At 62.9% G+C, this 26,787-nt stretch carries 25 protein-coding genes; 15 read left to right on the top strand and 10 right to left on the bottom strand.

Annotation, left to right across the window (positions count from 1 at the left end; translation table 11 throughout):
- The first annotated feature begins 13 nt into the window (after positions 1-13).
- Positions 14-1,018, top strand: a complete 1,005-nt coding sequence (locus tag ACZ0BA_RS19610; protein ID WP_463452869.1) for a YheT family hydrolase — start codon at positions 14-16, stop codon at positions 1,016-1,018.
- Positions 1,011-1,616, top strand: coding sequence for a DUF2946 family protein (locus tag ACZ0BA_RS19615; protein ID WP_463452870.1), 606 nt, complete (start codon positions 1,011-1,013; stop codon positions 1,614-1,616). The genes ACZ0BA_RS19610 and ACZ0BA_RS19615 overlap by 8 nt, the downstream gene beginning before the upstream one ends.
- Here the strand turns inward: ACZ0BA_RS19615 and ACZ0BA_RS19620 are convergent.
- The gene (locus ACZ0BA_RS19620; protein WP_463454795.1) at positions 1,591-3,297 is read right to left on the bottom strand and encodes a beta-barrel assembly-enhancing protease; all 1,707 of its coding nucleotides are present in this window, start codon (positions 3,295-3,297) and stop codon (positions 1,591-1,593) included. The two genes, ACZ0BA_RS19615 and ACZ0BA_RS19620, sit on opposite strands and share 26 nt — an antisense overlap.
- 124 nt (positions 3,298-3,421) lie before the next feature.
- Between ACZ0BA_RS19620 and moaC the strand changes: the two genes are divergently transcribed.
- Both moaC and ACZ0BA_RS19630 read left to right on the top strand, forming a co-directional pair.
- Complete coding sequence (gene moaC / locus ACZ0BA_RS19625) at positions 3,422-3,928, top strand: cyclic pyranopterin monophosphate synthase MoaC (RefSeq protein ID WP_463452871.1); 507 nt, start codon at positions 3,422-3,424, stop codon at positions 3,926-3,928.
- A 215-nt stretch (positions 3,929-4,143) separates the two neighbouring features.
- Positions 4,144-4,854 (top strand): flagellar brake protein, encoded by a 711-nt coding sequence (locus ACZ0BA_RS19630; RefSeq protein ID WP_463452872.1) that lies wholly within the window; start codon positions 4,144-4,146, stop codon positions 4,852-4,854.
- Between the two features lie 170 nt (positions 4,855-5,024).
- Here the strand turns inward: ACZ0BA_RS19630 and ACZ0BA_RS19635 are convergent, their stop codons facing one another.
- The 7 genes from ACZ0BA_RS19635 to recA form a co-directional block, all read right to left on the bottom strand.
- Positions 5,025-5,492, bottom strand: coding sequence for a pilin (locus ACZ0BA_RS19635; protein ID WP_463452873.1), 468 nt, complete (start codon positions 5,490-5,492; stop codon positions 5,025-5,027).
- A 189-nt stretch (positions 5,493-5,681) separates the two neighbouring features.
- A complete protein-coding gene (locus ACZ0BA_RS19640; RefSeq protein ID WP_463452874.1) occupies positions 5,682-6,257 on the bottom strand; it encodes an FHA domain-containing protein in 576 nt (191 codons plus the stop codon).
- A gap of 70 nt (positions 6,258-6,327) precedes the next feature.
- Positions 6,328-7,209, bottom strand: coding sequence for a succinate--CoA ligase subunit alpha (gene sucD / locus ACZ0BA_RS19645; protein ID WP_116992124.1), 882 nt, complete (start codon positions 7,207-7,209; stop codon positions 6,328-6,330).
- A gap of 13 nt (positions 7,210-7,222) precedes the next feature.
- Positions 7,223-8,392 (bottom strand): ADP-forming succinate--CoA ligase subunit beta, encoded by a 1,170-nt coding sequence (gene sucC, locus ACZ0BA_RS19650; RefSeq protein ID WP_463452875.1) that lies wholly within the window; start codon positions 8,390-8,392, stop codon positions 7,223-7,225.
- Between the two features lie 529 nt (positions 8,393-8,921).
- A complete protein-coding gene (locus ACZ0BA_RS19655; RefSeq protein WP_463452876.1) occupies positions 8,922-10,538 on the bottom strand; it encodes a phosphoethanolamine transferase in 1,617 nt (538 codons plus the stop codon).
- Between the two features lie 72 nt (positions 10,539-10,610).
- Positions 10,611-11,069 carry a recombination regulator RecX gene (recX, locus tag ACZ0BA_RS19660; RefSeq protein WP_463452877.1) on the bottom strand — a complete coding sequence of 153 codons (459 nt, stop codon included), beginning with the start codon at positions 11,067-11,069 and terminating at the stop codon, positions 10,611-10,613.
- A gap of 75 nt (positions 11,070-11,144) precedes the next feature.
- The gene (recA, locus tag ACZ0BA_RS19665) at positions 11,145-12,254 is read right to left on the bottom strand and encodes a recombinase RecA (protein WP_090325337.1); all 1,110 of its coding nucleotides are present in this window, start codon (positions 12,252-12,254) and stop codon (positions 11,145-11,147) included.
- A 184-nt stretch (positions 12,255-12,438) separates the two neighbouring features.
- Between recA and ACZ0BA_RS19670 the strand changes: the two genes are divergently transcribed.
- The 10 genes from ACZ0BA_RS19670 (at position 12,439) to ACZ0BA_RS19715 (ending at position 24,022) form a co-directional block, all read left to right on the top strand.
- Entirely contained in the window at positions 12,439-13,149 is a 711-nt protein-coding gene (locus ACZ0BA_RS19670) for a response regulator (protein ID WP_463452878.1), read from the top strand.
- The gene (locus tag ACZ0BA_RS19675) at positions 13,146-14,684 is read left to right on the top strand and encodes a sensor histidine kinase N-terminal domain-containing protein (protein WP_463452879.1); all 1,539 of its coding nucleotides are present in this window, start codon (positions 13,146-13,148) and stop codon (positions 14,682-14,684) included. Before ACZ0BA_RS19670 ends, ACZ0BA_RS19675 begins: the two co-directional genes overlap by 4 nt.
- Before the next feature lies 1 nt (position 14,685).
- Entirely contained in the window at positions 14,686-15,006 is a 321-nt protein-coding gene (locus ACZ0BA_RS19680) for a DUF4212 domain-containing protein (RefSeq protein ID WP_463452880.1), read from the top strand.
- Positions 15,003-17,066: a sodium:solute symporter family protein gene (locus ACZ0BA_RS19685; protein WP_463452881.1), complete on the top strand. Its 2,064-nt coding sequence runs from the start codon at positions 15,003-15,005 to the stop codon at positions 17,064-17,066. The genes ACZ0BA_RS19680 and ACZ0BA_RS19685 overlap by 4 nt, the downstream gene beginning before the upstream one ends.
- A gap of 86 nt (positions 17,067-17,152) precedes the next feature.
- Positions 17,153-19,186, top strand: coding sequence for an alpha/beta hydrolase family protein (locus tag ACZ0BA_RS19690; RefSeq protein ID WP_463452882.1), 2,034 nt, complete (start codon positions 17,153-17,155; stop codon positions 19,184-19,186).
- Positions 19,187-19,275: 89 nt separating this feature from the next.
- A complete protein-coding gene (locus ACZ0BA_RS19695; RefSeq protein ID WP_463452883.1) occupies positions 19,276-19,764 on the top strand; it encodes a hypothetical protein in 489 nt (162 codons plus the stop codon).
- Positions 19,765-21,300 (top strand): alpha/beta hydrolase family protein, encoded by a 1,536-nt coding sequence (locus tag ACZ0BA_RS19700; protein WP_463452884.1) that lies wholly within the window; start codon positions 19,765-19,767, stop codon positions 21,298-21,300.
- 52 nt (positions 21,301-21,352) lie between these two features.
- Positions 21,353-22,567 carry a 6-phosphofructokinase gene (locus tag ACZ0BA_RS19705; protein WP_463452885.1) on the top strand — a complete coding sequence of 405 codons (1,215 nt, stop codon included), beginning with the start codon at positions 21,353-21,355 and terminating at the stop codon, positions 22,565-22,567.
- A gap of 22 nt (positions 22,568-22,589) precedes the next feature.
- A complete protein-coding gene (locus ACZ0BA_RS19710) occupies positions 22,590-23,270 on the top strand; it encodes a purine nucleoside phosphorylase YfiH/LACC1 family protein (protein WP_463452886.1) in 681 nt (226 codons plus the stop codon).
- Positions 23,271-23,284: 14 nt separating this feature from the next.
- Positions 23,285-24,022 (top strand): hypothetical protein, encoded by a 738-nt coding sequence (locus tag ACZ0BA_RS19715; protein WP_463452887.1) that lies wholly within the window; start codon positions 23,285-23,287, stop codon positions 24,020-24,022.
- Positions 24,023-24,087: 65 nt separating this feature from the next.
- On the opposite strand, the gene ACZ0BA_RS19720 is transcribed toward ACZ0BA_RS19715, so the two are convergent.
- Together ACZ0BA_RS19720 and purM are read right to left on the bottom strand one after the other, a co-directional pair.
- A complete protein-coding gene (locus ACZ0BA_RS19720) occupies positions 24,088-24,375 on the bottom strand; it encodes a HigA family addiction module antitoxin (RefSeq protein WP_463454796.1) in 288 nt (95 codons plus the stop codon).
- 313 nt (positions 24,376-24,688) lie between these two features.
- Positions 24,689-25,732, bottom strand: coding sequence for a phosphoribosylformylglycinamidine cyclo-ligase (gene purM / locus ACZ0BA_RS19725; protein ID WP_463452888.1), 1,044 nt, complete (start codon positions 25,730-25,732; stop codon positions 24,689-24,691).
- 358 nt (positions 25,733-26,090) lie between these two features.
- On the opposite strand from purM, the gene hda reads away from it, so the two are divergent.
- Positions 26,091-26,777 (top strand): DnaA regulatory inactivator Hda, encoded by a 687-nt coding sequence (gene hda, locus ACZ0BA_RS19730; RefSeq protein ID WP_463452889.1) that lies wholly within the window; start codon positions 26,091-26,093, stop codon positions 26,775-26,777.
- The last annotated feature ends 10 nt before the right edge of the window (positions 26,778-26,787 follow it).

Raw genomic sequence — 26,787 nt, forward strand, 5'->3', positions numbered from 1 at the left:
TCCACTGTCCGCCGTGAAGTACACCGCTCCGTTCTGGCTGCCTAGCGGTCACCTGCAAACCATCTACCCGGCCGTCGCCATCGCCAAGCCGGCGGTGACGTTCCGCCGGGAACGCTGGGACGCGCCGGACGGCGACTTCGTCGATGTCGATTTCGTCGACGGGCAGCCCGGGCAGCCGTTCGTGGTGCTGTTCCACGGCCTTGAAGGTTCGTCCGACAGCCACTACGCGCGGGCGCTGATGGCCGACATCGCCGCGCGCGGCTGGTCCGGCGCGGTGCCGCATTTTCGCGGCTGCTCCGGCGAGGCCAACCGCGCACCGCGCTTCTACCATTCCGGCGACGCGACCGAAGTCGACTGGATCATCCGGCGCCTGCACGCCCGCCATGCGGGCCAGGGCGGCGGCAAGTTCTACGCGGCCGGCGTCTCGCTCGGGGGCAACGCGCTGCTGCGCTGGCTGGGCGAATCGCAGCACCAGGCCGACTTTGTCGACGCCGCCTGCTCGGTGTCGGCGCCGCTGGACCTGGCGCAGGGCGGCGCCTCGCTGTCGCGCGGTTTGAACATGATCTACACGCGCATGTTCCTGCAAACGCTCAAGCCCAAGTGCATCGCCAAGCTGCGCGAGTTTCCCGGACTGTTCGACCTCGATGCGCTGCACGCCGCGCGCGACCTGTACGCCTTCGACAACGTCGTCACGGCGCCGCTGCACGGCTACCGCGACACCGACGACTACTGGGACCGCGCCAGCGCCAAACACGTGCTCAACGACATCACCGTGCCGACCCTGGTGCTCAACGCCAAAAACGATCCGTTCTTGCCGGGCCGCCATCTGCCGCAGCGTGCGGCGCCAAACGTGGTATTGGACTATCCTGACCACGGAGGCCATGTCGGCTTCGCGGTCGGCGGGTTGCCGGGCAAGCTGCACTGGCTGCCGCAGCGCCTGATTCATTTTTTGGAAGGCGCCAACGACAGTATGGACAACGGTATGGTTGAGAAACGGATAGCGAAGAAACATGGATGACATCGTCAAGCAGGCGCTGGCCAAATGGCCGAATGTGCCCCACTGTTACGGCTGGCTCGGTCTGGACGCGCGCGGCAATTGGCGCATGCGCGACGAGCGCGCCCAGCAGCAAAATCTACCCGGCGACAAGCTGGCGCACGAAGCGCTGATCGCCTTCATTGTGCGCAACTACGCGGCAGATGAACGGGGTTGCTGGTATTTCCAGAACGGCCCCCAGCGCGTGTACGTCAACCTGGAAGCGACGCCCTACATCGTGCGCACCGATCCGTCCTCCGGATGGCTGCTGCACACCGGCACCGCGATGGGCGGCATCGACAAGGCGGTGCTGACGGAGAGCGGCGCGCTGGTGCTGCGCAGCGGCGAAATCGTCGCCCAGCTGGACGACCGCGATTTCGCGCAGGTGCTGCCGCTGCTGAGGATGAACGACGAAGCGGTGGCCGACGAAACCTTGCTGGAGTGGATGGAAAGCGACGCGCACTCGGTCGCCTCCACGTTGACGCTGACCGATCACGAACGTCAGGTGCCGGTGTACAGAGTAGCGGCCGCGCAACTGCCAGCCCACTTCGGCTTCGTCAGCGAACCGAGCGCCCCGGCGTAAGCTCGGAACCCTGGCGCAGCCGGTCGAACGGATTGGTCGACTGGTTGGAGAAGGGACTGTTCGGATTGCTGGGCCGGTTGTTGTCTTCCGCGCCGGAACGCACCTCCGCCTTGAACGCCGGCCGGTTCTCGGCTTCGCGCAAATCTTTCTTGCCCTTGTCGCCCATCTCCTCGCGCCGACGGGCCTGCAACTCTCGCTCGCGCGCATCGATCACCGCCTGGTCGTAGAACGACGCATCGGGCGCCTTGCGCGCATAGCTCAGCTGGTCAAGCGCCGACAGCACGCCGCCCTGCAACACATACGACTCGGCCAGCGCGATATGCTGCAAGGCCAACTTGCCCTGCTTGGAATACGCCTGCGCCAGCAAATCGTAGGCGTCCGGATCTTCGCGATACAGTTGCACCTGGTCGCGCAGATAGCTGGCCGCCTCCTCGTATTTTCCGGCGGCAATCAGCGCCTCGCCGTACAGGTGCGCAATGCCGCGCGACAGCGGATAACGCTGGTGGGCCGCCTCCGCGTCGACCACCGACTGGGCGATGACGGCCTTGTTGTCCGGCTGCGCCAGCTTGATCTCAATGGCCGTGCTGACAAAGATCGCATCCGACGACGGCTTCGGCGCCGCACTGAAGGTGCCGGCGGCGGGCGCCTTGTTGAACGTCGCGCGCGCCTTGTCCAGCCACACCTGCGCGTTGGCGGTGTCGCCTTTTTTCAGCGCCAGGAAGGCCATGCCGTATTGTCCCGCCGTCAACTGATGGCGGTTTTCCTGCAGCATCTGGTTCTCAAAAAACGTCTTCGACTCGGCGTAGCCTTGCGATGTCTGATCCTGCAACACGCGCGCACGCGAACGCACCAGATAGAAATCGAGGCTGTCGACGCGCTGCTTGTACGGCTGGTCGCGGATGCGCGCCTGGATGTCGGCGATGCGCTCGGTGGTCAGCGGGTGGCTCTGCAGATAAGCCGGCACCAGGTCGCTGTAATTGCGCGACGCGGACTGCATGCGCTGGAAGAATCCCACCATGCCGGACGTATCGAAGCCGGCCTCGCCCATGATCTGGAAGCCGATGCGGTCGGCCTCGCGTTCGGCGTCGCGGCCGAAATTGAGTTGCCGCTGGATGGCCAGACCCTGCCCGCCCAGGAACACGCCCATGGCCGCGTCGCCGCCGGCGCGGGACGCCAGCGCGGCCAGGATCATCGCCGCCAGCGGTATCAGCGCGTCCTGCTTTTGCTGGCCGATCGAGCGGGCGATGTGGCGCTGCGCAACGTGGCCGATCTCGTGGCCGAGCACGGACGCCAGTTCGGATTCCGACTGCGCCGCCAGCAGCAGCGCCGAGTGCACCGCGATGAAGCCGCCCGGCAGCGCGAACGCGTTCAGGTTCGGATCGCGCACGGCAAAGAAGTAATAGTCGAAATTGGCCTCGCCGCGCGCATCCGGACGGGCCGCCACCAGCGCGTTGCCGAAGGTGTTCAGATATTCGAGGATGGGACCATCGTCGAGGAAATCGCGGTCGCGGCGGATATCGCGCATGATCTCCTCACCCAGCTTGCGCTCCATCAGCGGCGACAAGTCCTGGCGCTCGGTGTCACCCAGCGCCGGCAGGTTGGGAATCCTGGCGGGCGCGAGCGCGTTCTGCGCCATCGCCATCGGCATGGTGACCAGCAGGGCAGCCGCGATCATGCGCATGCGCAGCGGACGGCGGCCATCGTAGGTAGGGGGGCAACGGTTCGATTTCACGGTGATATGATACCCGCATCTCGGGTGCTAGCGCACAGTGCCCGCCACTGAAATATTTTGTTAGCTCTTCATCATGACCGACACCAAATCCGCCCCGCCCGCCGACCACCTGACCCACTTCGACGCTTCCGGGCAAGCCCACATGGTCGACGTCGGCGCCAAGCAGGAAACCCACCGCATCGCGGTCGCCAGCGGAACTATCCGCATGAAGCCGGAAACCCTTGCGATCATCACCGGCGGCACGGCCAAGAAAGGCGACGTGCTGGGCATCGCCCGCATCGCCGCGATCATGGCGGCGAAGCGCACCAGCGATTTAATTCCACTGTGCCATCCTTTGGCGTTGACGCGGGTGGCCGTGGATTTTGAGACCGATGTGGCAAATTCGAGCGTTCACTGCAAGGCGCAGGTGGAGACTTTCGGCAAGACCGGCGTGGAAATGGAAGCGCTCACTGCGGTGCAGGTGGGGTTGTTGACGGTTTACGACATGTGCAAGGCGGTGGATCGCGGGATGGTGATGAGCGATATCAGGGTGATGGAAAAGCATGGTGGCAAGTCGGGCGATTGGAGCGCGACGAGCTGACACCCGGTCAGCGGGATTTATTCTGTGTTGGGTGGAGGCGATCGCCATCTTTATCGTCTAAAAGCAACGCTTTGCCCTTCACACTGCTGTCCATGACAGCTTCATCAATTGCTGCTTTGTTACTCTTCGTTAAGCTGTATATAATAAATAGCACGGAAGTAATTTTTTGACAGCTAGCTGACCGTGGGCGCCTTGCGCCTGCGAGAAAGAATTGGATGAGCAGCAACCCTCCCCCGAGCGAAGCCAAGACTCAGGAATACGAATTCGAACAGATGAACCTGCAGGTGGGCGGCAGGATTCAGTTCATCACGCACCGGACCATCAAGCCGATCCAGCATTTCTCGACCATCATCGGTTGGGTCAAGGATGAGTATTTGATCGTGAAGGTGCCGTTCGAGAACAACGCGCCGATCTCGATCAACGATGGCGACAAGCTGACCATTCGGGTGTTTTCCGGCGTGAACGTGTGCTCGTTCTCGTGCGTCGTGCAGCGCGTGTTTCCTCGGCCGTTCTTCTATGCGCATCTGTCGTTTCCGGTGTCGATCCAGGGGACGAGTCTGCGGGCGGCGATGCGGGTCAAGGTCGATATTCCGGCGCAGGTGACGATGCCGACGGGGACATCGTCGGTGTTCCTGGTGAACTTGAGCGTGTCGGGGGCGTTGATCGAGTCGGCGAAACGGTTGCCGGAGGATGACGCGGAGGTTGGGCTGTCGTTCTATCTGATCGCGCAGCCGGGCAATCGGCAGGTGCGCGTGAATCCGAAGGCGACGATTCGCAATATTAATGTGGTTAAGCCGGCGGCTGGCGATAAGCCGGAGGTGTTCACCTACGGCGTGCAGTTTGTGGATTTGGATCCAGTGCATTACACGATGCTGCAAAATCTTACCTATGAGGCGTTGATCGCCGATCGGCAGAAGATCGTTTGATGGGTGTGGCTTTCGCTGTCGGCGGCTCATGCCTGGCGGATTACGCTTCGCTAATTCGCCCTACGTGACTCCTCGGTAGGGCGGTTGCCAGTTGTCTTGATGGTCGATAACGCTCTGTCTTTGATGGACGAAAAAAAACCGGCCGAGGCCGGTTTTTTTAGCTCAGATCATTACGGTTTGTTGTTTTTCTTCAGTGCATCCAATGCTGCTGCATTCGTCACATTGGTGGTGACGGTCCAGTTCAGGTTGGTCGCGCCTTCGGCGATGTTTGGCGTGAAGGTCACGGTTTTGCTATCCAGGCCGCCCCCAATACCCGTGCCCAGGGTCATGACGATTTCGCCGTTCGTCACAACCGCCGAGGCGACTTCTTTGGTTGCGGTCATCGTCGCAGGAACGCCGTTCGAGCCGGAGTCGCAGCCGTCGAGCACGCCGCCAGCTTCTTGTGCGCACAGCGCGACAGCCGTTTTCGTCGAGTCCGCCGCGCCCTGGATGTTGGCGACCTTGGCCTTGACCGTGTAGTCGCTATACGCCGGGATCGCGACCGCTGCCAGAATGCCGATGATGGCAACCACGATCATCAGTTCGATCAGGGTGAAGCCGGCCTGTGCTTGTTTCTTCATCATTTTCATGGATTTCATTTTGCGACTCCTGTGGGGTGAAAAAATTGGGTGCTACACCTGTGTTATCGCAAGCGGTGTGCCAGCCTTTTTTTGCGCAAAACAGCCCGGAACATTTTCACAAGCGCCATTTTAGACGCCTTCACTGCCGTTTTTTGTCAGTCCCTACCGCCGCGTTTTGTCAGCAGTGAGAATGTGTGACAATTATTGTCAGGCGATGCGGAAGGCCATTTGCGTACCGCCGAGGTCGATCACGTCGCCATGAACGAGCCGCAAGGCCTGCTTGCCGACCGCGATACCATTGACCAGCGGCGCCGCCCCTCCCTCGATATGCGTGAGCATGTAGGCGTCCGGCTGGCGCTCGATCACCACCACTTGCAAGCCGGCGCGGCCGAGCCTGGTTTGGGACTTGGTCAGCGCCATTTGTTTTCCGGCATTGTTGCCGTTTAAAACTTCGATATGCGCCAGCAGCGGTTCGGCGGCCATGCTCGGCCGCAGGCGGTCGGCCAGGAACTCGACGTCGAACTTGGCCATCTTGATGACGTCTTGATGCTGCAGAAAATGCTTGCCGATGCGGTGACCGTTGACGAAGGTACCGTTGGTGCTGTGCAGGTCTTCCAGGAAGGAATCGTCAAGGATGGAGACGATGACTGCATGCTCGCCGCTGACGGCCGGATGCGTGAGCACGATGTCGTTGCGCGGATGTCGGCCGATGGTCATCCGTTCTTTGCTCAGCTGAACCTGCTGTTCCGTGTGGCCTTCGCGCGTGACGATGATCTTCGCCAATCCGGTTCTCCAAAAAATAAAGGGGAGCGCGAGGCTCCCCTTTATTATTCCACATTCAACCGGGCTGTTATTACAGCATGGCCTTCAGCAGACGCGCCATTTCGGACGGGTTTTTGGTGACGGTGATGCCGCAAGCTTCCATGATTTCCAGTTTGGCTTGTGCGGTGTCCGCGCCGCCGGAGATCAGCGCGCCGGCGTGGCCCATGCGCTTGCCCGGAGGAGCGGTAACACCGGCGATGAAGCCGACGACCGGTTTTTTCATGTTGTCTTTGATCCAGTAAGCCGCGTTGGCTTCGTCCGGACCGCCGATTTCGCCGATCATGATGACCGCGTCGGTGTCAGGATCGTCGTTGAACATCTTCATGACGTCGATGTGCTTCAGACCGTTGATCGGGTCGCCGCCGATGCCGACTGCCGACGATTGGCCCAGGCCCAGTGCGGTCAGCTGACCGACTGCTTCATAGGTCAGGGTGCCCGAACGCGAAACCACGCCGATACGGCCCTTGCGGTGGATGTGACCTGGCATGATGCCGATCTTGATTTCGTCAGGGGTGATCAGGCCTGGGCAGTTAGGCCCCAGCAGCAGGGTCTTCGAGCCGGCTTTGGCCATGCGGTCCTTCAGGGCCATCATGTCGCGGACAGGAATGCCTTCGGTGATGCAAATTGCCAGGTCCAGCTCGGCTTCTACGGCTTCCCAAATAGCGGCGGCGGCGCCTGCTGGTGGAACGTAGATGACCGACACGTTGGCGCCGGTTTCTTTTTTCGCTTCAGCAACGTTAGCGAAAATTGGAATGCCTTCGAAGTCTTCGCCGGCTTTCTTTGGGTTCACGCCTGCGACGAAAGCATTTTTGCCGTTCGCGTAGTCGCGGCAGCCGCGGGTGTGGAACTGGCCGGTCTTGCCGGTGATCCCTTGGGTAACTACTTTGGTATCTTTATTGATCAGAATGGACATGTTGATTCCTTAATTAAGCTTGACCGGCAGCGGCGGCGACGACGCTCTTCGCTGCATCTTCCATGGTGTCGGCAGCGATGATAGGCAGACCGGAATCGGCCAGCATCTTCTTGCCCAGGTCTTCGTTGGTGCCCTTCATGCGGACCACCAGCGGCACGTTCAGCGACACAGCTTTGACCGCGGTGATCACGCCTTCGGCGATCACGTCGCAGCGCATGATGCCGCCGAAGATGTTGACCAGGATAGCTTTCAGGCCTGGGTTTTTCAGCATGATCTTGAATGCTTCGGTGACTTTCTCAGCCGTTGCACCGCCGCCCACGTCCAGGAAGTTGGCCGGCTCGCCGCCGAACAGCTTGATGGTGTCCATGGTGGCCATGGCCAGACCGGCGCCGTTGACCAGGCAGCCGATGTTGCCGTCGAGCGAGATGTAGGCCAGGTCGAATTTCGATGCTTCGACTTCAGCTGGATCTTCTTCGTCCAGATCGCGGTAAGCGACGATTTCTGGTTGACGGAACAGCGCGTTGGCGTCGAAGTTGAACTTGGCGTCCAAAGCAATAACTTTTCCGGTACCGGTCAGTATCAGCGGGTTGATTTCGGCCAGCGACGAGTCGGTTTCCCAGTAGGCTTTGTACAGCCCTTGCAGGTTGGCGCGGGCGTCGGCGATCGACTCGGCAGGCACGCCGATTTTGGTCGAGATCGCGTCGGCATCAGCGTCGGTCAGGCCGACGGCTGGATCGATGGCGATCGAGTGCAGCAGTTCCGGGTGGGACTCGGCAACTTCTTCAATGTCCATGCCGCCTTCGGAGGAAGCCATCAGCACGACGCGCTGCGAGACGCGGTCGGTGACCAGCGACACGTAAAGTTCTTTCTTGATGTCCGCGCCTTCTTCGATCAGCAGGCGGCGTACTTTCTGGCCTTCTGGGCCGGTCTGGTGCGTGACCAGCTGCATGCCCAGGATCTGCTCGGAGAATTCTTTAACTTGTTCCAGCGATTTCGCAACTTTTACGCCGCCGCCTTTACCACGGCCACCGGCGTGGATTTGTGCTTTCACAACCCAGACCGGGCCGCCCAAGGTTTCTGCAGCTTTAACTGCTTCTTCAACGGACATGCACGGAATACCGCGCGGAACCGTCACTCCGTATTTTCGGAGGATTTCTTTGCCTTGATACTCATGGATTTTCATGCTGGCTTCCCTTCTGATGCTGATGTGTATAAATCGGTTGATACTGCGAAATGTGTGATGCTAGATAAGCAGATGTTGCTACGCGCTACCCGGTGCTGCTTTGTCCACCCAGCGCGGGTAAAACCGGCCCGTGCGACGACGTCGTGACGCGGTGCGGGGCAATGTTTTGGAATTGGGGAGTGTTGCGACTATCAGGGGGGTGCAGCCAGCGCGATGGCCGGAGGTGATACAGGCGTCAATCTTCCACAGGCAATCGGTGCGCAGATATGCTGGGACGACCGTGCGGAACGCACGACAGTGAACGGGTATTGACAGTGACATAAGAATATACCGCTCTCGCGGCATGAGTTAGTTAGCAGCCTTGCGCATTTCTCTTATCGAAAATGCACGTTGCCGTAGCTTCTACGGACAACCACCGCACCCACGGTGCTGCAAAAACCCTAAAAGTGTAGCACACCCCGGCCCGACTTGCGACGTGCCTGATGCCAACTCGTCACAAAACCGGGCGGTTATGTTGCAGCGCAGAAGTTTATCTGAGGCTTTCGTAGGGCGTGGTCGAGAGTGCGTCGATCATGACGTTGCGCTGGCGCTCTATATATAAGCGGGACGCGAAGCTGTGGCTGGGGTCGTTGCCGTCCCAGCCGACCGCGCCCATTTCCAGCAACGTCGGGAACATGGACGCGTGGCCGATTTTCTTTTGACGGTTGGCGCGCAGGGCTTGTTCAATGGCGGGATGGGCGTTGCGGTACGGCGCGTTCATCCACACCAGCAGCGGCACGTGGGTATCGTGACGCGTCGGCCCGGTCTGCGCGTGCATGAACAGGTGGCGTTCGTCGTCGAACAGGTTTTCGCCGTGGTCGGAGGTGTACAGCATCACTGCCGGACGCGATTCGGCGCGCAGCACGTCGATCACACGCGCAAGGAAACGGTCGGTTTCGACGACCGTGTTGTCGTACGAGTTGATGGCGGCAGCCTTGTCGGCCGGCAGCGGCGCGTCGATGCCGAGCTCGCGCAAGGTTGGCCGGTAGACGCGGGAGGCGGCGCTGTAGCGCTCCTCATACGGGATGTGACTGCCGATCATGTGCAGCACGACGAATTGGCGCGGTCCCGCCTGACGGACGAAGGACGTCATCAACGGCAGCAGGTTGGCATCGGTGCGCAAATGGTTGTCCTGGGAGTTGACGGCGTGTTCGACCACGTCGGCGCCCCGGCTGAACGACGTCCGCTCCTGGTTGGAGAGCCAGGCCGTGCGATAGCCCGCTTCGCCGAAGGTTTGCAGGACGCTGGCGCGTTGTTTGCGCGCATTGCCTGCATTGTCTGCTGGCAGCGAGACAAACGCCGGCATCGCATGGTTGGTCCAGTTGGCGGTGGAGGCGACATCCGGGAACGTGAGCAGTTCCAGCCCGAGCGCGGCCAGTTGCGGCGTGGTGTTGCGGGCGTAGCCGTTGATGCCGAGGTGGTCGGCGCGCAGGCTTTCGCCGATCGCCAGTACGACCAGCAGTGGTTGCGGGCCGGCGCCGGTGGCCGGACGACCGTGGACGCTGGCGAATTCCCCGTTGTCGGTTTCGTGGCGAGCGAGGCGGGACAGCGACATTGCCAGGCCGCTTGGGAAGGCCAGGTTGAGTGTGGATTGTTCCAGCAGCGGCGGCAGGTTGAGCTGCTGCGGTAGCGCCAGTCTGGCGACCATGGTGATGCTGACAGACACCAGTACGAAGGCCAGCAGGCGTTTGCGGGTGGGTACGCTGAGTTGCCACTGGCGGCTCAGCGTCAGGGTCAGCCACACGTACGCGATCAAGCCGAGCGGCACGAGCCAGATGCGCCAGCCGAACGAGGCGAGCACTTGTGTGCTGGTTGACCAGCTGGTGTGCAGTGCCGAGGCCAGCATCGCGTCGCCGGGTACGCTGCTGTAGACGAATGTCAGGTAGGAATAAGGCAGGACCAGCAGCGCCAGCGGGGTCCACAGCAGAAAGTAGATGCGTACGCGTGGTATCAGCACTAGCGGAAAAGCCAGCACGAGAAGGGAAAACGCCAGCAGCGCGAAGATGTCGGCGGCGTTTTGCAGTTGATCCGTTGTCAGCACCGCCAGGGTGGGCAGCCAGAGCCACGCCGCCAATGTCAGTGCCTTGGCCATATCGCTTCGGGTCATGGCGTGGATTTTCTTGGGAGAAAAATCCATTTTACCCCGTTGCCGCCTATCCGCGATGCACCGGCCACAACCTCACATTTCGTCGTCCAGGTCGACGCCTTTCATCGCGGCTTGCACCGCGCGCTGGGAAAAGCCGCGCAGCATCAAAAACCGCATTTGCTTGTTGCGCTCTTTCGGGTCGGTGGCGACCACGCCGAACTTGCGCTCCCATACTTCGCACGCGCGCGCCGTTTCGCTGTCAGCCAGGCCCGCTTTGAGTTCCTGCAACGCTTCGCCTTTCACGCCGTGGCTTTGCAACTCCGCCACGATGCGGCTGTTGCCGAACCGCGCGGAACGCCGGTGTATCAGCGATTCCGAAAACCGCTCCTGCGACAGCCAGTTGTTTTTTTCCAGCAGGTCGAGCAGCGCTTCGATGTCGTCGCCCTCCTCCGCGTACTTGGAAAGCTTTCGGCCCAGCTCGAGCCGGCTGTGCTCGCGCATCGACAGGAAACGCAAGGCGCGTGCTTTCAGGCTAAGTTGTGGTGCGGCCATAAAAAGTCCTGCGCAAAATGAGAAAAACCACCGGCCCTTGATGGGCGCGGTGGTTAGTAAGAGGCGTTGGGTCGCTTACGCGGCGTCGGCCTTGTCGCCCTTGTCGGCTTTGTCGACCGATTTCAGCTTGACGACGCTGTCGGCCTTGTCGGCGGCCAGCGGCGGCAAGGTGCGCACGCCCAGCGATTCGCGGACCTTGTTTTCGATTTCCCACGCCAGCGCCGGACGCTCTTGCAGGAAGATACGGGCGTTGTCCTTGCCCTGGCCGACGCGCTCGCCGTTGTAGCTGTACCAAGAACCGGACTTCTCGACGATTTTCGCTTCCACGCCCAGGTCCAGGATCTCGCCTTCGCGCGAGGTGCCGGCGCCGTACAGGATGTCGAAGTGCGCTTCCTTGAACGGTGGCGCGATCTTGTTCTTGACGACCTTGACCTTGGTTTCGTTACCGATGACCTCGTCACCCGACTTGATCGAGCCGGTGCGGCGGATGTCCAGACGCACGGAGGCGTAGAACTTCAGCGCGTTACCGCCGGTGGTCGTTTCCGGCGAACCGAACATGACGCCGATCTTCATACGGATCTGGTTGATGAAGATGACCAGCGTGTTGGTGCGGTTGATCGAGCCGGTCAGCTTGCGCAGCGCTTGCGACATCAGACGGGCTTGCAGACCTGGCAGCGAGTCACCCATGTCGCCTTCGATCTCGGCGCGTGGCGTCAGCGCGGCGACGGAGTCGATGACGACCAGGTCGACCGAGCCCGAACGCACCAGCGCGTCGCAGATTTCCAGCGCTTGCTCGCCGGTGTCCGGCTGGGAGATCAGCAGCTCATGCAGATTGACGCCCAATTTTTGGGCATAGCCGACGTCCAGCGCGTGTTCCGCGTCGATGAACGCGCAGGTGCCGCCCAGTTTTTGCATCTCCGCGATGGTTTGCAGGGTCAGCGTGGTTTTACCCGACGATTCCGGACCGTAGATTTCCACCACGCGGCCGCGCGGCAGACCGCCGACGCCCAACGCGATGTCCAGGCCAAGCGAGCCGGTCGACACCACTTGCACGTCCTCGATCGGCGCGTTGGCATCCATGCGCATGACGGAGCCTTTGCCGAATTGCTTTTCAATCTGTGCCAGCGCGGCGGCCAGCGCCTTGGCTTTTTCAGATGCGGGAATTACAGCTTTTTTGTCGTCCATAATGTGCTTTCAACCAGTGGGTGGTGGGACAATTCGTCGGTTCAGGCAGTACTGTATAAAAAAACAGTGATCAATGCAAGCGGATTTGTAGAGAATCGGCGAAATCGTACAAAAACTCGCCACCTTGCTGGAAATCAAACACAATACGGCTTGTTCCCAGACTTCTGCCGCCGGAGTGCCTTATATGCGTATTTTACTAGCCGAAGATGACAGCGTCCTGGCCGACGGACTGACGCGCTCGCTGCGCCAGTCCGGCTATGCCATCGATTGCGTCCGCAACGGCCAGGAGGCCGACACCGCCCTGTCGACCCAGGAGTTCGATCTGCTGATCCTCGACCTCGGCCTGCCCAAGCTGTCCGGGCTGGAGGTACTGCGCCGCCTGCGCGCGCGCGCGTCGCTGCTGCCGGTGCTGATATTGACGGCGGCCGACTCGATCGAGCAGCGCGTCAACGGCCTCGACCTGGGCGCCGATGATTACATGGCCAAGCCGTTCGCGCTGTCCGAACTGGAGGCGCGGGTGCGCGCGCTCACGCGCCGCGGCGCCGGCGGCGGCGCCACCATCATCAAGCACGGCCCGCTGTCGTACGACCAGGTCGGCCGCAGCGCCTATATTAACGACCAGATGCTGGACCTGTCGGCGCGCGAACTGGGCCTGCTGGAAATCCTGCTGGCGCGCACCGGCCGCCTGGTGTCGAAAGAACAACTGGTCGACCACCTGTGCGAATGGGGCGAGGAAGTGAGCAACAACGCCATCGAGGTTTATGTGCACCGGCTGCGCAAGAAAATCGAGGTCGGCGGCGTGCGCATCGCCACCGTGCGCGGGCTCGGTTACTGCCTGGAGAAATATTCCGAAGCGGCCCGCGCCAACGCCGACATCGGCGACGCCGTCAAGTGAACCGTCTGCCCGCAGCCGAGCAACTCGCGGAGGCGGACGCCGACGGTCCGGAATACCAGCCGCCGGCGGTCGAGGCCGACGAGGGCGTGCAAAATTCGCTGTTTGGCGAAATCCTCGACTGGATGCTGGCGCCGCTGCTGCTGTTGTGGCCGATGAGCATCGCCATCACCTATCTGGTCGCCAAGTCAATCGCCAACCAGCCGTTCGACCACGCGCTGGAAGATAGCGTGACGGTGCTGGCGCAGCAGGTGCGTTCGATCGACGGCAAGATCATCAAGAGTCTGTCCGGCTCGGCGCGCGACATCCTGCGCGCCGACGATGTCGACAATGTGTACTTCCAGATTCACGGCCCGCGCGGCGAGCACATCGACGGCGACCGCGACCTGCCGGCGCCGCAGGTGGACGAGGACGAGCGCTACCGCGCCGGCAGCGTGCGCTTCCGCAACGACAACATGCACGGCACGCCGGTGCGGGTGGCCTATTCCTATGTGCCGCTGGAAATTGTCGGCGACGACAAGCCGCAGCTGGCGCTGGTGCAGGTGGCCGAGACCCTGGAAAAGCGCGGCCAGCTGGCCAACGAGATCATCAAGGGCGTGATCCTGCCGCAGTTCATCATCCTGCCGATCGTGCTGGCCCTGGTCTGGTTCGCACTGGCGCGCGGGCTGTCGCCGCTGGCGCAGTTGCAGGAGCGCATACGCGCGCGCGGGTCGGACGACCTGAGCCCGATCGAATCGAGCGACGTGCCGGAAGAAATTTCGCCGCTGGTGCGCTCGCTCAACGAGATGCTGGCGCGCTTGTCGCTATCGATCGAGATGCAAAAACGCTTCATCGCCGACGCCGCGCATCAGATGCGCACGCCGCTGGCGGGCATGCGCATGCAGTCGGAGCTGGCGCTGCGCCAGACCGACGGCGGCGAGATCCACCGCTCGCTGGAGCAGCTGGCCAAGAGCTCGCAGGCGGCCACACGCTTGGTCAACCAGCTGCTCGCCCTGGCGCGCGCCGAGAACCAGCCGCAGGCCGGCACCGCGATGGTGCAACTGGAACTGGCCGAGCTGGCGCGCGGCGTGGTGCAGGATTGGGTGCAGGCATCGTTCGCGCACCGCATCGACCTGGGCTTCGAGGCGCCGACCGTGCCGGTACAGATCGTCGGCGATCCGACCATGCTGCGCGAGCTGCTGTCCAACCTGATCGACAACGCGCTGCGCTACACGCCGGCCGGCGGCAGCGTGACGGTGCGGGTGCGCGGCCACCACGGCGAGCCCGGCTATCTGGAGGTCGAGGACACCGGGCCGGGCATCGCCAAGGGCGAGCGCGAGCGGGTGTTCGAGCGCTTCTACCGCATTCTCGGCCATACCGCCGAGGGCAGCGGGCTGGGGCTGGCGATCGTGCGCGAGATCGCCCAGCAGCACGGCGCCGAGGTCGACATCTACAACAATCCCCGCGCGCTGCAACCGAAGCTGCCGGGCTGCCTGTTCCGCGTGAGCTTCCCGCCGCCACCGCCGGAAGAAGAAAGCGAACCGCCGCATTATGGATAAAGTGGACTCCGCAACCCCGCCAGCGCCGCTGACGCGCCAACAGCACTGGCGCAAGACCCGCGCGATGACCGGCTGGTTGCTGCTGCTGTGGCTGATGACCGGCTTTTGCGTCGCCTTCTTCGCGCGCGAGCTGACCGGGCTGAGCGTGTTCGGCTGGCCGCTGTCGTTCTATCTGGCCGCGCAGGGCGCCTCGCTGGTGTACCTGGCCATCCTGGCGTTCTACGCCTGGCGCATGCGCCGCCTCGATCTGGCGGCCGCGGCGGGCAACGCATCTGCCAAGCCGTCGACTAACTCGTCGTCGACAAAGGAGCCACGCCCGTGAAAGAGTCCGGCACCTTTTTCCGGCGGCTGAGCCGTTACTACCTGCTGTTCACGCTCGGCTTCATCGGCTTCCTGATTTCGCTGTCGGTGCTGGAACAGGAAGGCATGCCGCGCGTGTGGATCGGCTACCTGTTCATGTTCGCCACCATCGTGCTGTACGCCACGCTAGGCGTGCTCAGCCGAACCTCCAACGTGCTGGAATATTATGTCGCCGGACGCCGCGTGCCGGCCATGTTCAACGGCATGGCCACCGCCGCCGACTGGATCTCGGCCGCCAGCTTCATCAGCCTGTCCGGCGGTTTGTATCTGCACGGCTTCGACGGCCTGGCCTACATCATGGGTTGGACCGGCGGCTATTGCCTGGTGGCGCTGCTGATCGCGCCCTACCTGCGCAAATTCAGCCAGTACACCATCCCCGACTTCCTGGCCATGCGCTATGGCGGCGCCAGCGACGACAACCGGGGCGGCCGCGCGGTGCGCATCCTTGCCGTGATCGCCACCATCATCGTCTCGTTCACCTATGTGGTGGCGCAGATCTACGCGGTGGGACTGATCGCCTCGCGCTTCACCGGCGTCGATTTCTCCGTTGGCATTTTCCTCGGCCTGGCCAGCATTCTGGTGTGCTCCTTCCTGGGCGGCATGCGCGCCATCACCTGGACCCAGGTGGCGCAATACATCATCATCCTGATCGCGTTCCTGATGCCGGCCATCTGGCTGTCGGCCAAGCACAGCGACAACCCCATCCCGCAGGTGGCCTACGGCAAGCTACTGCCCCATCTGAGCGCGCGCGAAGCGGTGCTGCAGGAAGATCCGAAAGAGGCCGAGGTGCGCGCCATCTTCCGCCAGCGCGCCGACGATTACCAGTTGCGCCTCAACACGCTGCCGTCGTCGTGGGAAGCGGGACGGCTGCAAATGCAGCGCAAGCTCGACGACGTCAAGCTGCGCAACGCCTCGCTGCTGGAGATACGCAACGCCGAGCGCGCACTGATCGCCTATCCGAAGGACGCCGACGAGGCCGCCCGCATGTGGTCGGACGCGCGCACCCAGAACCTGGCCCGCGCCGAACCGATCACCCCGCACGCGACGCCCTACCCCGGCGACGCGGTCACGTCCGACATCAAGCGCAACAACTTTCTGGCGCTGGTGTTCTGCCTGATGCTGGGCACGGCAGCCCTGCCGCACATCCTGATGCGCTCGTACACCACGCCGTCGGTGCACGACACGCGCGTGTCGGTGTTCTGGGCGCTATTCTTCATACTGCTGATCTACCTGACCATCCCGGCGCTGGCGGTGCTGGTCAAGTACGACATCTATAGCGCGCTGGTCGGAACCGACTTCGCCCACCTGCCCAACTGGGTGTCGTACTGGAGCAATGTGGACAAGATCAATCCGCTATTTAGCATCAGCGATATCAACCACGACGGCGTGGTGCAGCTGGCCGAAATCTCCATCGACGCCGACGTGCTGGTGCTGGCCACGCCGGAGATCGCCGGCCTGCCGTACGTGGTCTCCGGCCTGGTCGCGGCCGGAGGCTTGGCGGCGGCGTTGTCCACCGCCGACGGCCTGCTGCTGGCAATTTCCAACGCGCTGTCGCACGACATCTATTACAAGATCGTCGACCGCACCGCCTCCACCCAAAAGCGCGTGACGATCTCCAAATTGTTGCTGCTGGGGGTGGCCTTCATCGCCGCCTACGCCGCCTCGACCAAGCCGGGCGACATCATCTCGCTGGTGGGCGCGGCGTTCTCGCTGGCTGGCTCGGCGATGTTCCCGGCGCTGGCGCTGGGCGTGTTCTGGAAGCGCGCCAATTATCAAGGCGCGGTGGCGGGCATGATCGCCGGCTTCTCCGTCTGCCTCTACTACATGTTGCACACCAATCCCATCCTCGGCGGCAGCGCGGCCGGCCAGTGGTTCCACATCGCGCCCATCTCGGCCGGCATCTTCGGCGTGCCGGCGGGCCTGCTGACGATGGTGGCCGTCAGCCTGATGACGCCGGCGCCGGGGCGCGACACCGACGCGCTGGTCGATTACATCCGCGCGGCCGAGAAGACCGACATGTAACGTTACATTTCAGGCATCCCTGACATGTTGCGGATTTGATAAGTGGATGATACGCTTGCCGCGTTATTCTACTTTCATGCCGCCCTATGAGACTCAAGCAATTTCTCGCGCTCGCCGTGCTGAGCGTATCCACGATGGCAATGGCCGCCGGTGCCGACACGCCCGCCGCAGCGACCGCCGCGCGCCCGCCGATCGCCGACTTCTTCAGCAATCCCGAATTCAGCGGCGCGCTGCTGTCACCCAGCGGCAAGTATCTGGCCGTGCGCCTTGGCAAAAAGGACCACCGCGACGCCTTGGCCGTGATCACGCTGAGCGACAACAGCGTCAAAGGCGTGGGCAACTTCAGCGACGCCGACATCGGCAGTTTCGACTGGGTCAACGACGAACGGCTGGTGTTCACGGCCACCGACCGGACCGTCGGCCTGGGCGACGCCCGCTACGCACCCGGACTGTACGCGGTCGACCGCGACGGCGGCAAGTTCGTGCAACTGGCGAGCCGCGCCGGCAAGCCGTTCATCACGGCCGGCGGCGCCACCGCCATCCGCAGCCGCGAGCTGCTGCCGTGGAACACGTATTTGCTGGGTCAGCAAAATACCCAGGATTCGGAATTCGTCTACGTGGTCAAGCCCGCCATACAACAGACCCGGCAAATCGATTATGTCGAACTACAGCGACTCAACACGCTCACCGGCCGCTACACCTCGTTCAAACGGCCGGGCGACAGCATGTCCTGGTTGTTGGACCTGAACGGCGAGCCGCGCCTGACCACCACCATCGAGAATGGCGTCAGCACGATCTACCACCGCGACCCAGCCAAGGACCCTGACTGGCACAAGCTGGTCAGCTTCAGCACCTTCACCGGCGGCAAGGGCGCCTTCACGCCGCTGACCTTCGGGCCGGACGGCACGCTATATGTGATCAGCAACGCCGGCCACGACAAGTCGGCCGTGTACACCTTCGATTTCGCCACCAACAAGATCGCGGACAAACCGCTGATCGTGCTCGACGGATACGATTTCAGCGGCAAGCTCATCTTCAACAAAACCAAGCTGATCGGCGTGCGGCGCCTGACCGACGCCTGGGACACGACCTGGCTCGACGACGGCATGAAAGCGATGCAGGCCAAGATCGACGAAATGCTGCCCAACACCATCAACCTGCTGACCTTGCCGACGAAACCGGAGTCGCCGTGGGTGCTGGTGGAATCGTACTCGGACCTGTTCCCGTCGCGCACCATGCTCTATAACAGCGACACCAAACAGCTGACCCTGATCGGCGGCCGCTTTCCGCAAATCGATCCGACGCGGATGGCGCAGCAATCGCTGGTGCACTACAAGGCGCGCGACGGCCTCATGATTCCGGCGTGGCTGACCATGCCGCGCGGCCCGACCAAAAACCTGCCGCTGGTGGTGCTGGTGCATGGCGGCCCGTACGTGCGCGGCGGCAGCTGGGGCTGGGACGCGGATGCCCAGTTCCTGGCCTCGCGCGGCTACGCGGTGCTGGAACCGGAATATCGCGGCAGCACCGGCTATGGCAAACAGCTGTTCCGCGCCGGCTGGAAGCAATGGGGCCTGAAGATGCAGGACGACATCGCCGACGGTGCGCGCTGGGCCATCGCCCAGGGCACCGTCGACGCCAAGCGCATCTGCATCGCCGGCGCCAGCTACGGCGGCTACGCCACCTTGATGGGCCTGGTCAACGACCCCGACCTGTACAAATGCGGCATCGACTGGGCCGGCGTCACCGACATCAACCTGCTGTACGACGGTCAATGGAACTTCAGCTCCGACATGCAGGACGCCTGGAAGCAATACGGCATGCCGGCGCTGGTCGGCGACCAGGTCAAGGACGCCGAGCAGTTGAAGGCCACCTCGCCGCTGCTGCAAGCGGCGCGCATCAAGCAACCGCTGCTACTGGCCTACGGTGGCGCCGACGTGCGGGTGCCGCTGCCGCACGGCACCCGGTTCTACAAAGCTGTGAAGCAGGGCAATCCCAACGTCGAATGGATCGAGTACGAAGAGGAAGGCCACGGCTGGGCGCTGCCGAAGAACCGCATCGACTTCTGGGGCCGCGTGGAGAAATTCCTGGACAAGAATATCGGCCAGGGTGCGGCGCCGTAGGCCGTCAACAACAGCAATAATGAGAAATATGGCGGATTTGACAACGTAGTGGTATTGTTCAGCACTCCACAATTTCCGCCATCCGCCCAATGCGATTTCATCAGCTGTTCGTCCGCGCCACCTTGATGGCGGCTGCCGCCGCATTCGCTTTCCAGGCCCACGCCGCCGACGCGGCGGCCCCGCAAGCGCCGCCGCCGATTGCCGCCTTCTTCGACAATCCGCAATTCAGCGGCGCCCTGTTCTCGCCCAGCGGAAAATATCTGGCCGTGCGGGTGGCCGGCAAGGAGAGCCGCGATCGCCTGGGCGTGATCACGCTGAGCGACTCCAGCGTGAAGGTGGTGGGCGCCTTCAGCGACGCCGACATCGGTTCGTTTCAATGGGTCAACGACGAGCGTCTGGTGTTCACCGCCACCGACCGCAGCGTCGGCCAGGGCGATGTGCGCTATGCGCCGGGACTGTTCGCGATCAACCGCGACGGCGGCAAGTTGATGCAACTGGTCAGCCGCAGCGGCAAGCCTTTCGTCAGTAGCGGCGGTACGGGCGTGCGCAGCCGCGAACTGCTGCCATGGAATACCTAATTGCTGGGCCAGAAGAACGGCCAGAATTCCGACGATATCTACGTCACCTACCGCGCCACCACCAAACGCGGCCAAGTCGATTATGTCGATCTGCAGCGGCTCAACACGACGACCGGCCGCTACACGTCGTTTGATCGTCCCGGCAACAGCATGAGCTGGCTGCTCGACAACAATGGCGAGCCGCGCCTGACGCGCACGGTGGAAGGACGGGTCAGCACCCTCCACTACCGCGACCCGGCCAACAACCAGCAATGGCGCAAGCTGATCAGCTTCGACACCTACACCGGCGACAAGGACGCCTTCACCCCGCTGGCCTTCGGGCCGGACGGCACCTTGTACGTCGTCACCCAGGCCGGCCAGGACAAGTCGGCCGTGTACACCTTCGACTTCGCCACCAATAAACTGTCGGACCAGCCGGTGGTGCGATTGGAAGACTACGACTTCAACGGCAGCCTGCTCTTCGGCAAAGGCAAGCTGCTCGGCGTGCGCCGCCTGACCGACGCCCGCGACACCACCTGGCTCGACGACGACATGAAGGCGATGCAGGCCAAGGTCGACCAGATGTTACCCAACACCGTCAACCTGCTGTCACTGCCGACGCGGCCGGAGTCGCCCTGGGTGATGGTGACCAGCTATTCCGACATGTTCCCGGCGCGCACCATGCTGTACAACAGCGACACCAAAAAACTCAGCATGCTCGGCAGCAGCCACCCGCTAATCGAGCCCGCGCGCATGGCGCAGCAAACGCTGGTGCGCTACAAGGCGCGCGATGGCCTCGAGATTCCGGCCTGGCTGACCTTGCCCAAGGGCGGCGGCAAGAACCTGCCGATGGTGGTGCTGGTGCACGGCGGTCCCTACGTGCGCGGCGGCAGCTGGGGCTGGAACGCCAACAGCCAGTTCCTGGCTTCGCGCGGTTACGCGGTGCTGGAACCGGAATTTCGCGGCAGCACCGGCTTCGGCGCCAGGCACTTCCGCGCCGGCTGGAAGCAATGGGGCCTGAAGATGCAGGACGATATCGCTGACGGCACCCGCTGGGCCATCGCCCAGGGCACTGCCGACCCCAAGCGCATCTGCATCGCCGGCGCCAGCTATGGCGGCTATGCGACGTTGATGGGACTGATCAACGACCCGGACCTGTACCAATGCGGCGTCAACTGGGTCGGCGTGACCGACATCAACCTGCTGTACGACGGCCACTGGAACTTCACGTCCGACCTGCCGGACGGCTGGAAACAATACGGCATGCCGGAGTTGATCGGCGACCAGGTCAACGACGCCGAGCAACTGAAAGCCACCTCGCCGCTGCAGCAGGCCTCGCGCATCAAGCAACCGCTGTTGCTGGCTTACGGCGGCGCCGACCGGCGCGTGCCGCTGCCGCACGGCACCAAGTTCTACCAGGCCGTCAAGGCGACCAACCCCAACGTCGAATGGATCGAGTACGAGGAAGAAGGCCACGGCTGGGCGCTGCCGAAAAACCGCATCGACTTCTGGGGACGCGTGGAAAAGTTTCTCGATAAAAACATAGGCGGAAAGTAAAAAATTCGCGCTATAGTCACGGCTCAGTCTTATCAACGATAAGGAGCGGAACATGTCTTCAGGCAAAATTCTGGTCGCCCAGGGCGGCGGTCCGACCGCCGTCATCAACCAGTCGCTGGCCGGCGTGGTGCTGGAGGCGCGCCGCTTCCGCGACGTCACCCGCGTCTACGGCGCCATGCACGGCGTGCGCGGCATCATCAACGAAGACTTTGTCGATCTCACGCGCGAGACCAGCAACAACCTGGAACTGGTGGCGGCCACGCCGTCGTCGGCGCTCGGCTCGACCCGCGACAAGCCGGACCTGGCCTACTGCGAAGAAATCTTCAAGGTCTTGCGCGCGCATGAGATCGAACAGTTCTACTACATCGGCGGCAACGACTCGTCCGACACGGTGCGCATCGTCAGCGAGCAGGCGCAGCAGGCGGGTTATCCGCTGCGCTGCCTGCACATCCCCAAGACCATCGACAACGATTTGGTCGGCAACGATCACACGCCCGGCTTTCCGTCGGCCGCGCGCTTTGTCGCCCAGGCCTTCGCCGGCGCCAACCTGGACAACGCCGCGCTGCCGGGCGTCTACGTCGGCGTCGTCATGGGCCGGCACGCCGGCTTCCTCACGGCCGCCTCGGCGCTGGGCAAGAAATTTCCCGACGATGGCCCGCACCTGATTTATCTGCCCGAGCGCGTGTTCTCGCTCGACCAGTTCTTGCTCGATGTCAAAGCCGTGTACGAACGTTACGGCCGCTGCGTGATCGCCGTCTCGGAAGGCATCCACGACGCCTCCGGCGAAGCCATCGCCAGCCTGCTGGCCAAGGAAGTCGAACGCGACGCGCACGGCAACGTGCAACTGTCGGGCACCGGCGCGCTGGCCGACCTGCTGTGCGACGAAATCAAAGCCAAGCTGGGCATCAAGCGCGTGCGCGGCGACACCTTCGGCTATCTGCAGCGCTCGTTCATCGGCTGCGTGTCCGACGTCGACCAGCGCGAAGCGCGCGAGGTCGCCGAAAAGGCGGTGCAGTTCGCCATGTGGGGCGGGCGCGACGGCTCGGTCGCCATCAAGCGCACCGGTTTTTACTCGGTCGACTACGAACTGCAGGCGCTGCAAGCGGTGGCCGGCAAGACGCGCGTCATGGAGGACGCGTTCATCAGCGCCAGCGGCACCGATGTGACCGACGCCTTCCGCATGTATTTACGGCCGCTGCTCGGCTCCGGCATGCCGGACGCGTTCCGCCTGCGTCCGGCGCCGGTGGAGAAAATTCTTAAACGCTAGCTATTATGAGATACAGGCATCAATGGTCACCAGAAGCACGGTTTTAACGTCGGTGGAGTCGGTCGTGCACGGCTTCGGCGCACGGCACGACGACATGGCGCAACACTTCCCGCACTATTGGGCGCAGCGTCCGGTCCAGCATGAACGGCACGGCACCGACATCGCCATCGTCGATAGCGAGCGCCAGGACTGCGGCGAGGCCGACGGCATGTTCACCGAGCGTCAGGGCCTGCTACTGGCCATCGCCACCGCCGACTGCGTGCCCGTGCTGCTGGCGCGCAAGGACGGCAAGGCGGTGGCCGCGCTGCACGTCGGCTGGCGCGGCGCCTACGCCGGCATCATCGCGCGCTTTGCCGAGCTGCTGACCGCGCGCGGCGACCACGCCGGCAACTGGCTGGCCGCGACAGGACCGGCGGCGGGCGACTGCTGCTACCAGGTCTCGCCCGAGCTGATCGCGCAATTCGGCGAGCGTTACGCCATGCCGGCGCGCGTCATCGCGTCGGAGGCGGGCAAGCTGAACCTGGCCGGCATCGCCGGCTGGCAACTGGCGCGCGCCGGCTTCGCCACTTTCACCGCCGCGCCGGAATGCACGATGTGCCATCCCGGCGAGACCGGCTTCGCCTTTCACAGCTACCGGCGTGACCGCGCCACGCGCACGCCGATCAAGGACGTCCAATGGTCTGTCATCGCCATCTCGCAATAAGTTCCGCATTGACGGTGGCGCTTGCCATCGGAACTTCGGCCGCATCAACCGTCTCCGCCGCCTCGGCCGCCACGCTCGACCTGACCTTGCATGACCAGGCGCGGCAGCGCGAGATTCCGATCGAACTGTCGCTGCCGGCCGCGCCGTGCACCAGGGCGCCGTGCCCGGTCGCCCTGCTCAGTGCCGGCTACGGCAACGGCTACAAGGAATATCACTTCCTGGTCGACGCCCTGAACAAGGCAGGCTGGCTGGTGGTCAGCATCGACCATCAGTTGCCGACCGACGCCAAGCTCGACAGAAATGAGGACGTCGTCCCGCAGTTGAAGACGATGCGGCGCCGTGGCGTCGCCACCCTCCGCTTCGTGCAGGACAGTTTGAGCAAGTCGCATCCCGGCTACGACTGGCGGCACGTGACCCTGATCGGCCACTCGCTGGGCGGCGACATCTCGGCCGAGCGCGCCAGCGAAGGCGACCCGACGATCACCCGCGTGGTCACGCTGGACAACCGGCGCGGCGCGCTGCCGCGCACGGCGGCGGTCAAAGTGCTATCGATCCGCGCCAGTGACACGCAAGCCGACCCCGGCGTGCTGCCGGACGCGCAAGAGCAAAAGCAATACGGCACCTGCATCGTCAAGCTGGCCGGCGCCAAACACAACGACATGTACGACGGCGGCGGCGCCGAGCTCAAGGCGTCGATCACCAGGATCACGCAAGCGTTCCTCGTCAAAGGCGCGTGCGAAGCGGCACCCTAACCAACGCGACTGCGGGGTCAGGTCCGCCTTTCCACACACGGACTGTTGTGCTGGACATCGAGGGCCTACGCCGCGTCCACCCGCGCCGGTAATACAAGCGGTCGAACCGAAGTTGGATCGATCGTTCTCCTTGCCTGCATTAAGTTATAGTCGGCCTGCATTGTCATCCACGATGCGGCGGATCGATCCAGGGCCAGCTCCAGCCGCACCGCCGTCGCCGCAGTCAAGTCCATTTCTTGCGCCAAAAGTTGCTCAACGTCCGCCAAGGGCAAGCCCAGACAGTTTGCTAGCTCCGCCGGGCTTATCTTGTAAGGTTCGACGTAGGACAGTGCGAGATATTCTCCGGGGTGCATAGTGATCACAGTAGTCTCCAACGTCGATCAAGTCGATCAAGTCGTCGTTCCATGTTAGGAGCAAACCAATATCCCCTCAACCGCACTCCGGGTACTATCATGAGTTTTCAGCCGAGCGAAATTCTACACAAAGGATTGCAGCGTTTCTGGACCTCGGATCTGGAGGACTTGCATCGTCCTGGCGGCGCGAAGCGGCGATGACTTGTACCGTTACGCTGGCCGGCATGGGAAACTTATTTACCCTGACACTCCATAAAAAAAGCGGACGACGCGTTGGCGTGGTCCGCTTTGTTCCCGCATGTAACCCTTTGGCTTACACGACGATGGTCTGATGCTCGTCGCCGACGCGGGCGCGGATCTTGCCGATGGTGTAGACGATCTCGCCGGCCTCTTCCAGCTGCTCGATGGCGGCGGCGGCGTTTTCCTGCGAGACGATGACCGTCATGCCGATGCCGCAGTTGAACACGCGGTGCATCTCGGCGTCGGCCACGCCGCCGTGCTGTTGCAGCCACGTGAACAGCGGTGGCAGGGTCCACGATTTGGAGTCCAGCTCGGCCACCAGGCCAGGCTGCAACACGCGCGGGATGTTCTCGACCAGCCCGCCGCCGGTGATGTGCACCATGCCTTTGACTTCCATCGAGGCCATCAGCGCCAGCAGCGGCTTGACATAGATGCGGGTCGGCTGCATCAGCACGTCCGCCAGCTTGCGTCCGTGGAAGTCGCCTTCCAGGTCCGGCTTGGCCACTTCGATGATCTTGCGCACCAGCGAGTAACCGTTCGAGTGCACGCCCGACGAGGCCAGGCCCAGGATGACGTCGCCGGGGGCGATCTTGGTGCCGTCGATGATCTTCGATTTTTCCACCGCGCCGACCGCGAAACCGGCCAGGTCGTACTCGCCGGCCGGGTACATGCTTGGCATTTCAGCCGTTTCGCCGCCGATCAGCGCGCAACCGGCCTGCTCGCAACCCTGGGCGATGCCCTTGATGACGTCGGTGGCAATGGCCACGTCAAGCTTGCCGCAAGCGAAATAGTCGAGGAAGAACAGCGGCTCGGCGCCCTGCACCAGGATGTCGTTGACGCTCATGGCGACCAGGTCGATGCCGACCGTGTCATGACGGTTGAGCTCGAACGCCAGCTTGAGCTTGGTGCCGACGCCGTCGGTGCCGGACACCAGCACCGGCTCCTTGTACTTCTTGCTGATCTCGAACATGGCGCCGAAACCGCCCAGGCCGCCCATGACGCCCTCGCGCATTGTGCGCTTGGCGAAAGGCTTGATTGCTTCGACTAAAGCGTCGCCAGCGTCGATATCGACGCCTGCGTCACGGTAGGACAGGGAAACATTTGAAGTTTGGCTCATGGTGTATTTCGCAGCGGAGGCGGTAAAATAGAAGGCGGAGACCGTTTCGTAACAAAATCGCACGTTTTCAGCGCTTTTCTGCACAAATCCACGCAAATAAGCCTGCGCGAACCCGGTCAATCCGCTATTTTATCAAAATGCCTCGTCCACCTGCCGTTTTTAACCATCTAAATCACATTCCATGCCATTTCCCCTCGCGCTAGAGCACAAGCACACGGCATTCTGGCTGGCGGCACGGGCGACCCTTTCCCTTGGCATTTCGGCACCACGACCTGCGGCGCCCCTCTATAATGCGTGACGTATCTAAAAAAAGCGTCAAGAAAAGCGTTATGCAAACGATCAATCCAAGGCGAACGCCATGAAACAGCTGGTGCTCGATTTAGGCGCGGACCAGGCGCACAGCCTCGCATCGTTCGAGGTCGGACAGAACGCCGAGGCGGCGGCGCTGATGGCGCAATTCGCCGATCGCAGCTCGCGCGAGCACTTCGCCTACCTGTGGGGCCTGGGCGGCGTGGGCAAGACCCATCTGCTTAAAGCCCTGGCCAGCGCCGGCGGCGAGGACGAGCAGCGGCGCGCACGCTACATCTCGCCGTTTTCGATCGAATCCGAATTCCAGTACTCGCCCGAGGTGGACCTGTACCTGCTCGACGATTGCGAAAAGCTGTCGCCGGTGGCGCAGATCGACGCCTTCGCGCTTTTTAACGAAATCCGCGCCAACAACGCCTTCATGGTCTGCAGCGGCGCGGTCGCCCCGGCCGTGCTGCCGGTGCGCGAGGACCTGCGCACCCGCATGGGCTGGGGGCTGATCTACCAGATCCACGGCCTGACCGACGACGAAAAGGTGGCCGCGCTGGGCGCCGCCGCCGCCGCCCGTGGTTTGACGCTGTCGCCCGGCGTGATACCCTACCTGCTGTCCCATTTTCAGCGCGACATGCGATCGTTATCGACGATGCTCGACTCGCTGGACCAGTATTCCCTTGAAACCCAACGCCCGATCACCCTGCCGCTGTTGCGCGAGTGGTTGCAGGCGGAAGCGAAAGAATGACGAATCCCGC

The sequence above is a fragment of the Duganella sp. AC917 genome (genome assembly GCF_979258245.1).

Bases quoted from the DNA above. Each gene is read 5' to 3' on its own strand.
- ACZ0BA_RS19695 (WP_463452883.1), top strand. From the start codon at position 19,276: ATGCGATTTCATCAGCTGTTCGTCCGCGCCACCTTGATGGCGGCTGCC.
- ACZ0BA_RS19690 (WP_463452882.1), top strand. From the start codon at position 17,153: ATGAGACTCAAGCAATTTCTCGCGCTCGCCGTGCTGAGCGTATCCACG.
- ACZ0BA_RS19720 (WP_463454796.1), bottom strand. From the start codon at position 24,375: ATGCACCCCGGAGAATATCTCGCACTGTCCTACGTCGAACCTTACAAG.
- ACZ0BA_RS19710 (WP_463452886.1), top strand. From the start codon at position 22,590: ATGGTCACCAGAAGCACGGTTTTAACGTCGGTGGAGTCGGTCGTGCAC.
- ACZ0BA_RS19705 (WP_463452885.1), top strand. From the start codon at position 21,353: ATGTCTTCAGGCAAAATTCTGGTCGCCCAGGGCGGCGGTCCGACCGCC.
- ACZ0BA_RS19670 (WP_463452878.1), top strand. From the start codon at position 12,439: ATGCGTATTTTACTAGCCGAAGATGACAGCGTCCTGGCCGACGGACTG.
- ACZ0BA_RS19615 (WP_463452870.1), top strand. From the start codon at position 1,011: ATGGATGACATCGTCAAGCAGGCGCTGGCCAAATGGCCGAATGTGCCC.
- purM (WP_463452888.1), bottom strand. From the start codon at position 25,732: ATGAGCCAAACTTCAAATGTTTCCCTGTCCTACCGTGACGCAGGCGTC.
- ACZ0BA_RS19635 (WP_463452873.1), bottom strand. From the start codon at position 5,492: ATGAAATCCATGAAAATGATGAAGAAACAAGCACAGGCCGGCTTCACC.
- ACZ0BA_RS19620 (WP_463454795.1), bottom strand. From the start codon at position 3,297: ATGCGCATGATCGCGGCTGCCCTGCTGGTCACCATGCCGATGGCGATG.
- ACZ0BA_RS19655 (WP_463452876.1), bottom strand. From the start codon at position 10,538: ATGACCCGAAGCGATATGGCCAAGGCACTGACATTGGCGGCGTGGCTC.
- recA (WP_090325337.1), bottom strand. From the start codon at position 12,254: ATGGACGACAAAAAAGCTGTAATTCCCGCATCTGAAAAAGCCAAGGCG.
- sucC (WP_463452875.1), bottom strand. From the start codon at position 8,392: ATGAAAATCCATGAGTATCAAGGCAAAGAAATCCTCCGAAAATACGGA.
- ACZ0BA_RS19630 (WP_463452872.1), top strand. From the start codon at position 4,144: ATGAGCAGCAACCCTCCCCCGAGCGAAGCCAAGACTCAGGAATACGAA.
- hda (WP_463452889.1), top strand. From the start codon at position 26,091: ATGAAACAGCTGGTGCTCGATTTAGGCGCGGACCAGGCGCACAGCCTC.
- sucD (WP_116992124.1), bottom strand. From the start codon at position 7,209: ATGTCCATTCTGATCAATAAAGATACCAAAGTAGTTACCCAAGGGATC.
- recX (WP_463452877.1), bottom strand. From the start codon at position 11,069: ATGGCCGCACCACAACTTAGCCTGAAAGCACGCGCCTTGCGTTTCCTG.
- moaC (WP_463452871.1), top strand. From the start codon at position 3,422: ATGACCGACACCAAATCCGCCCCGCCCGCCGACCACCTGACCCACTTC.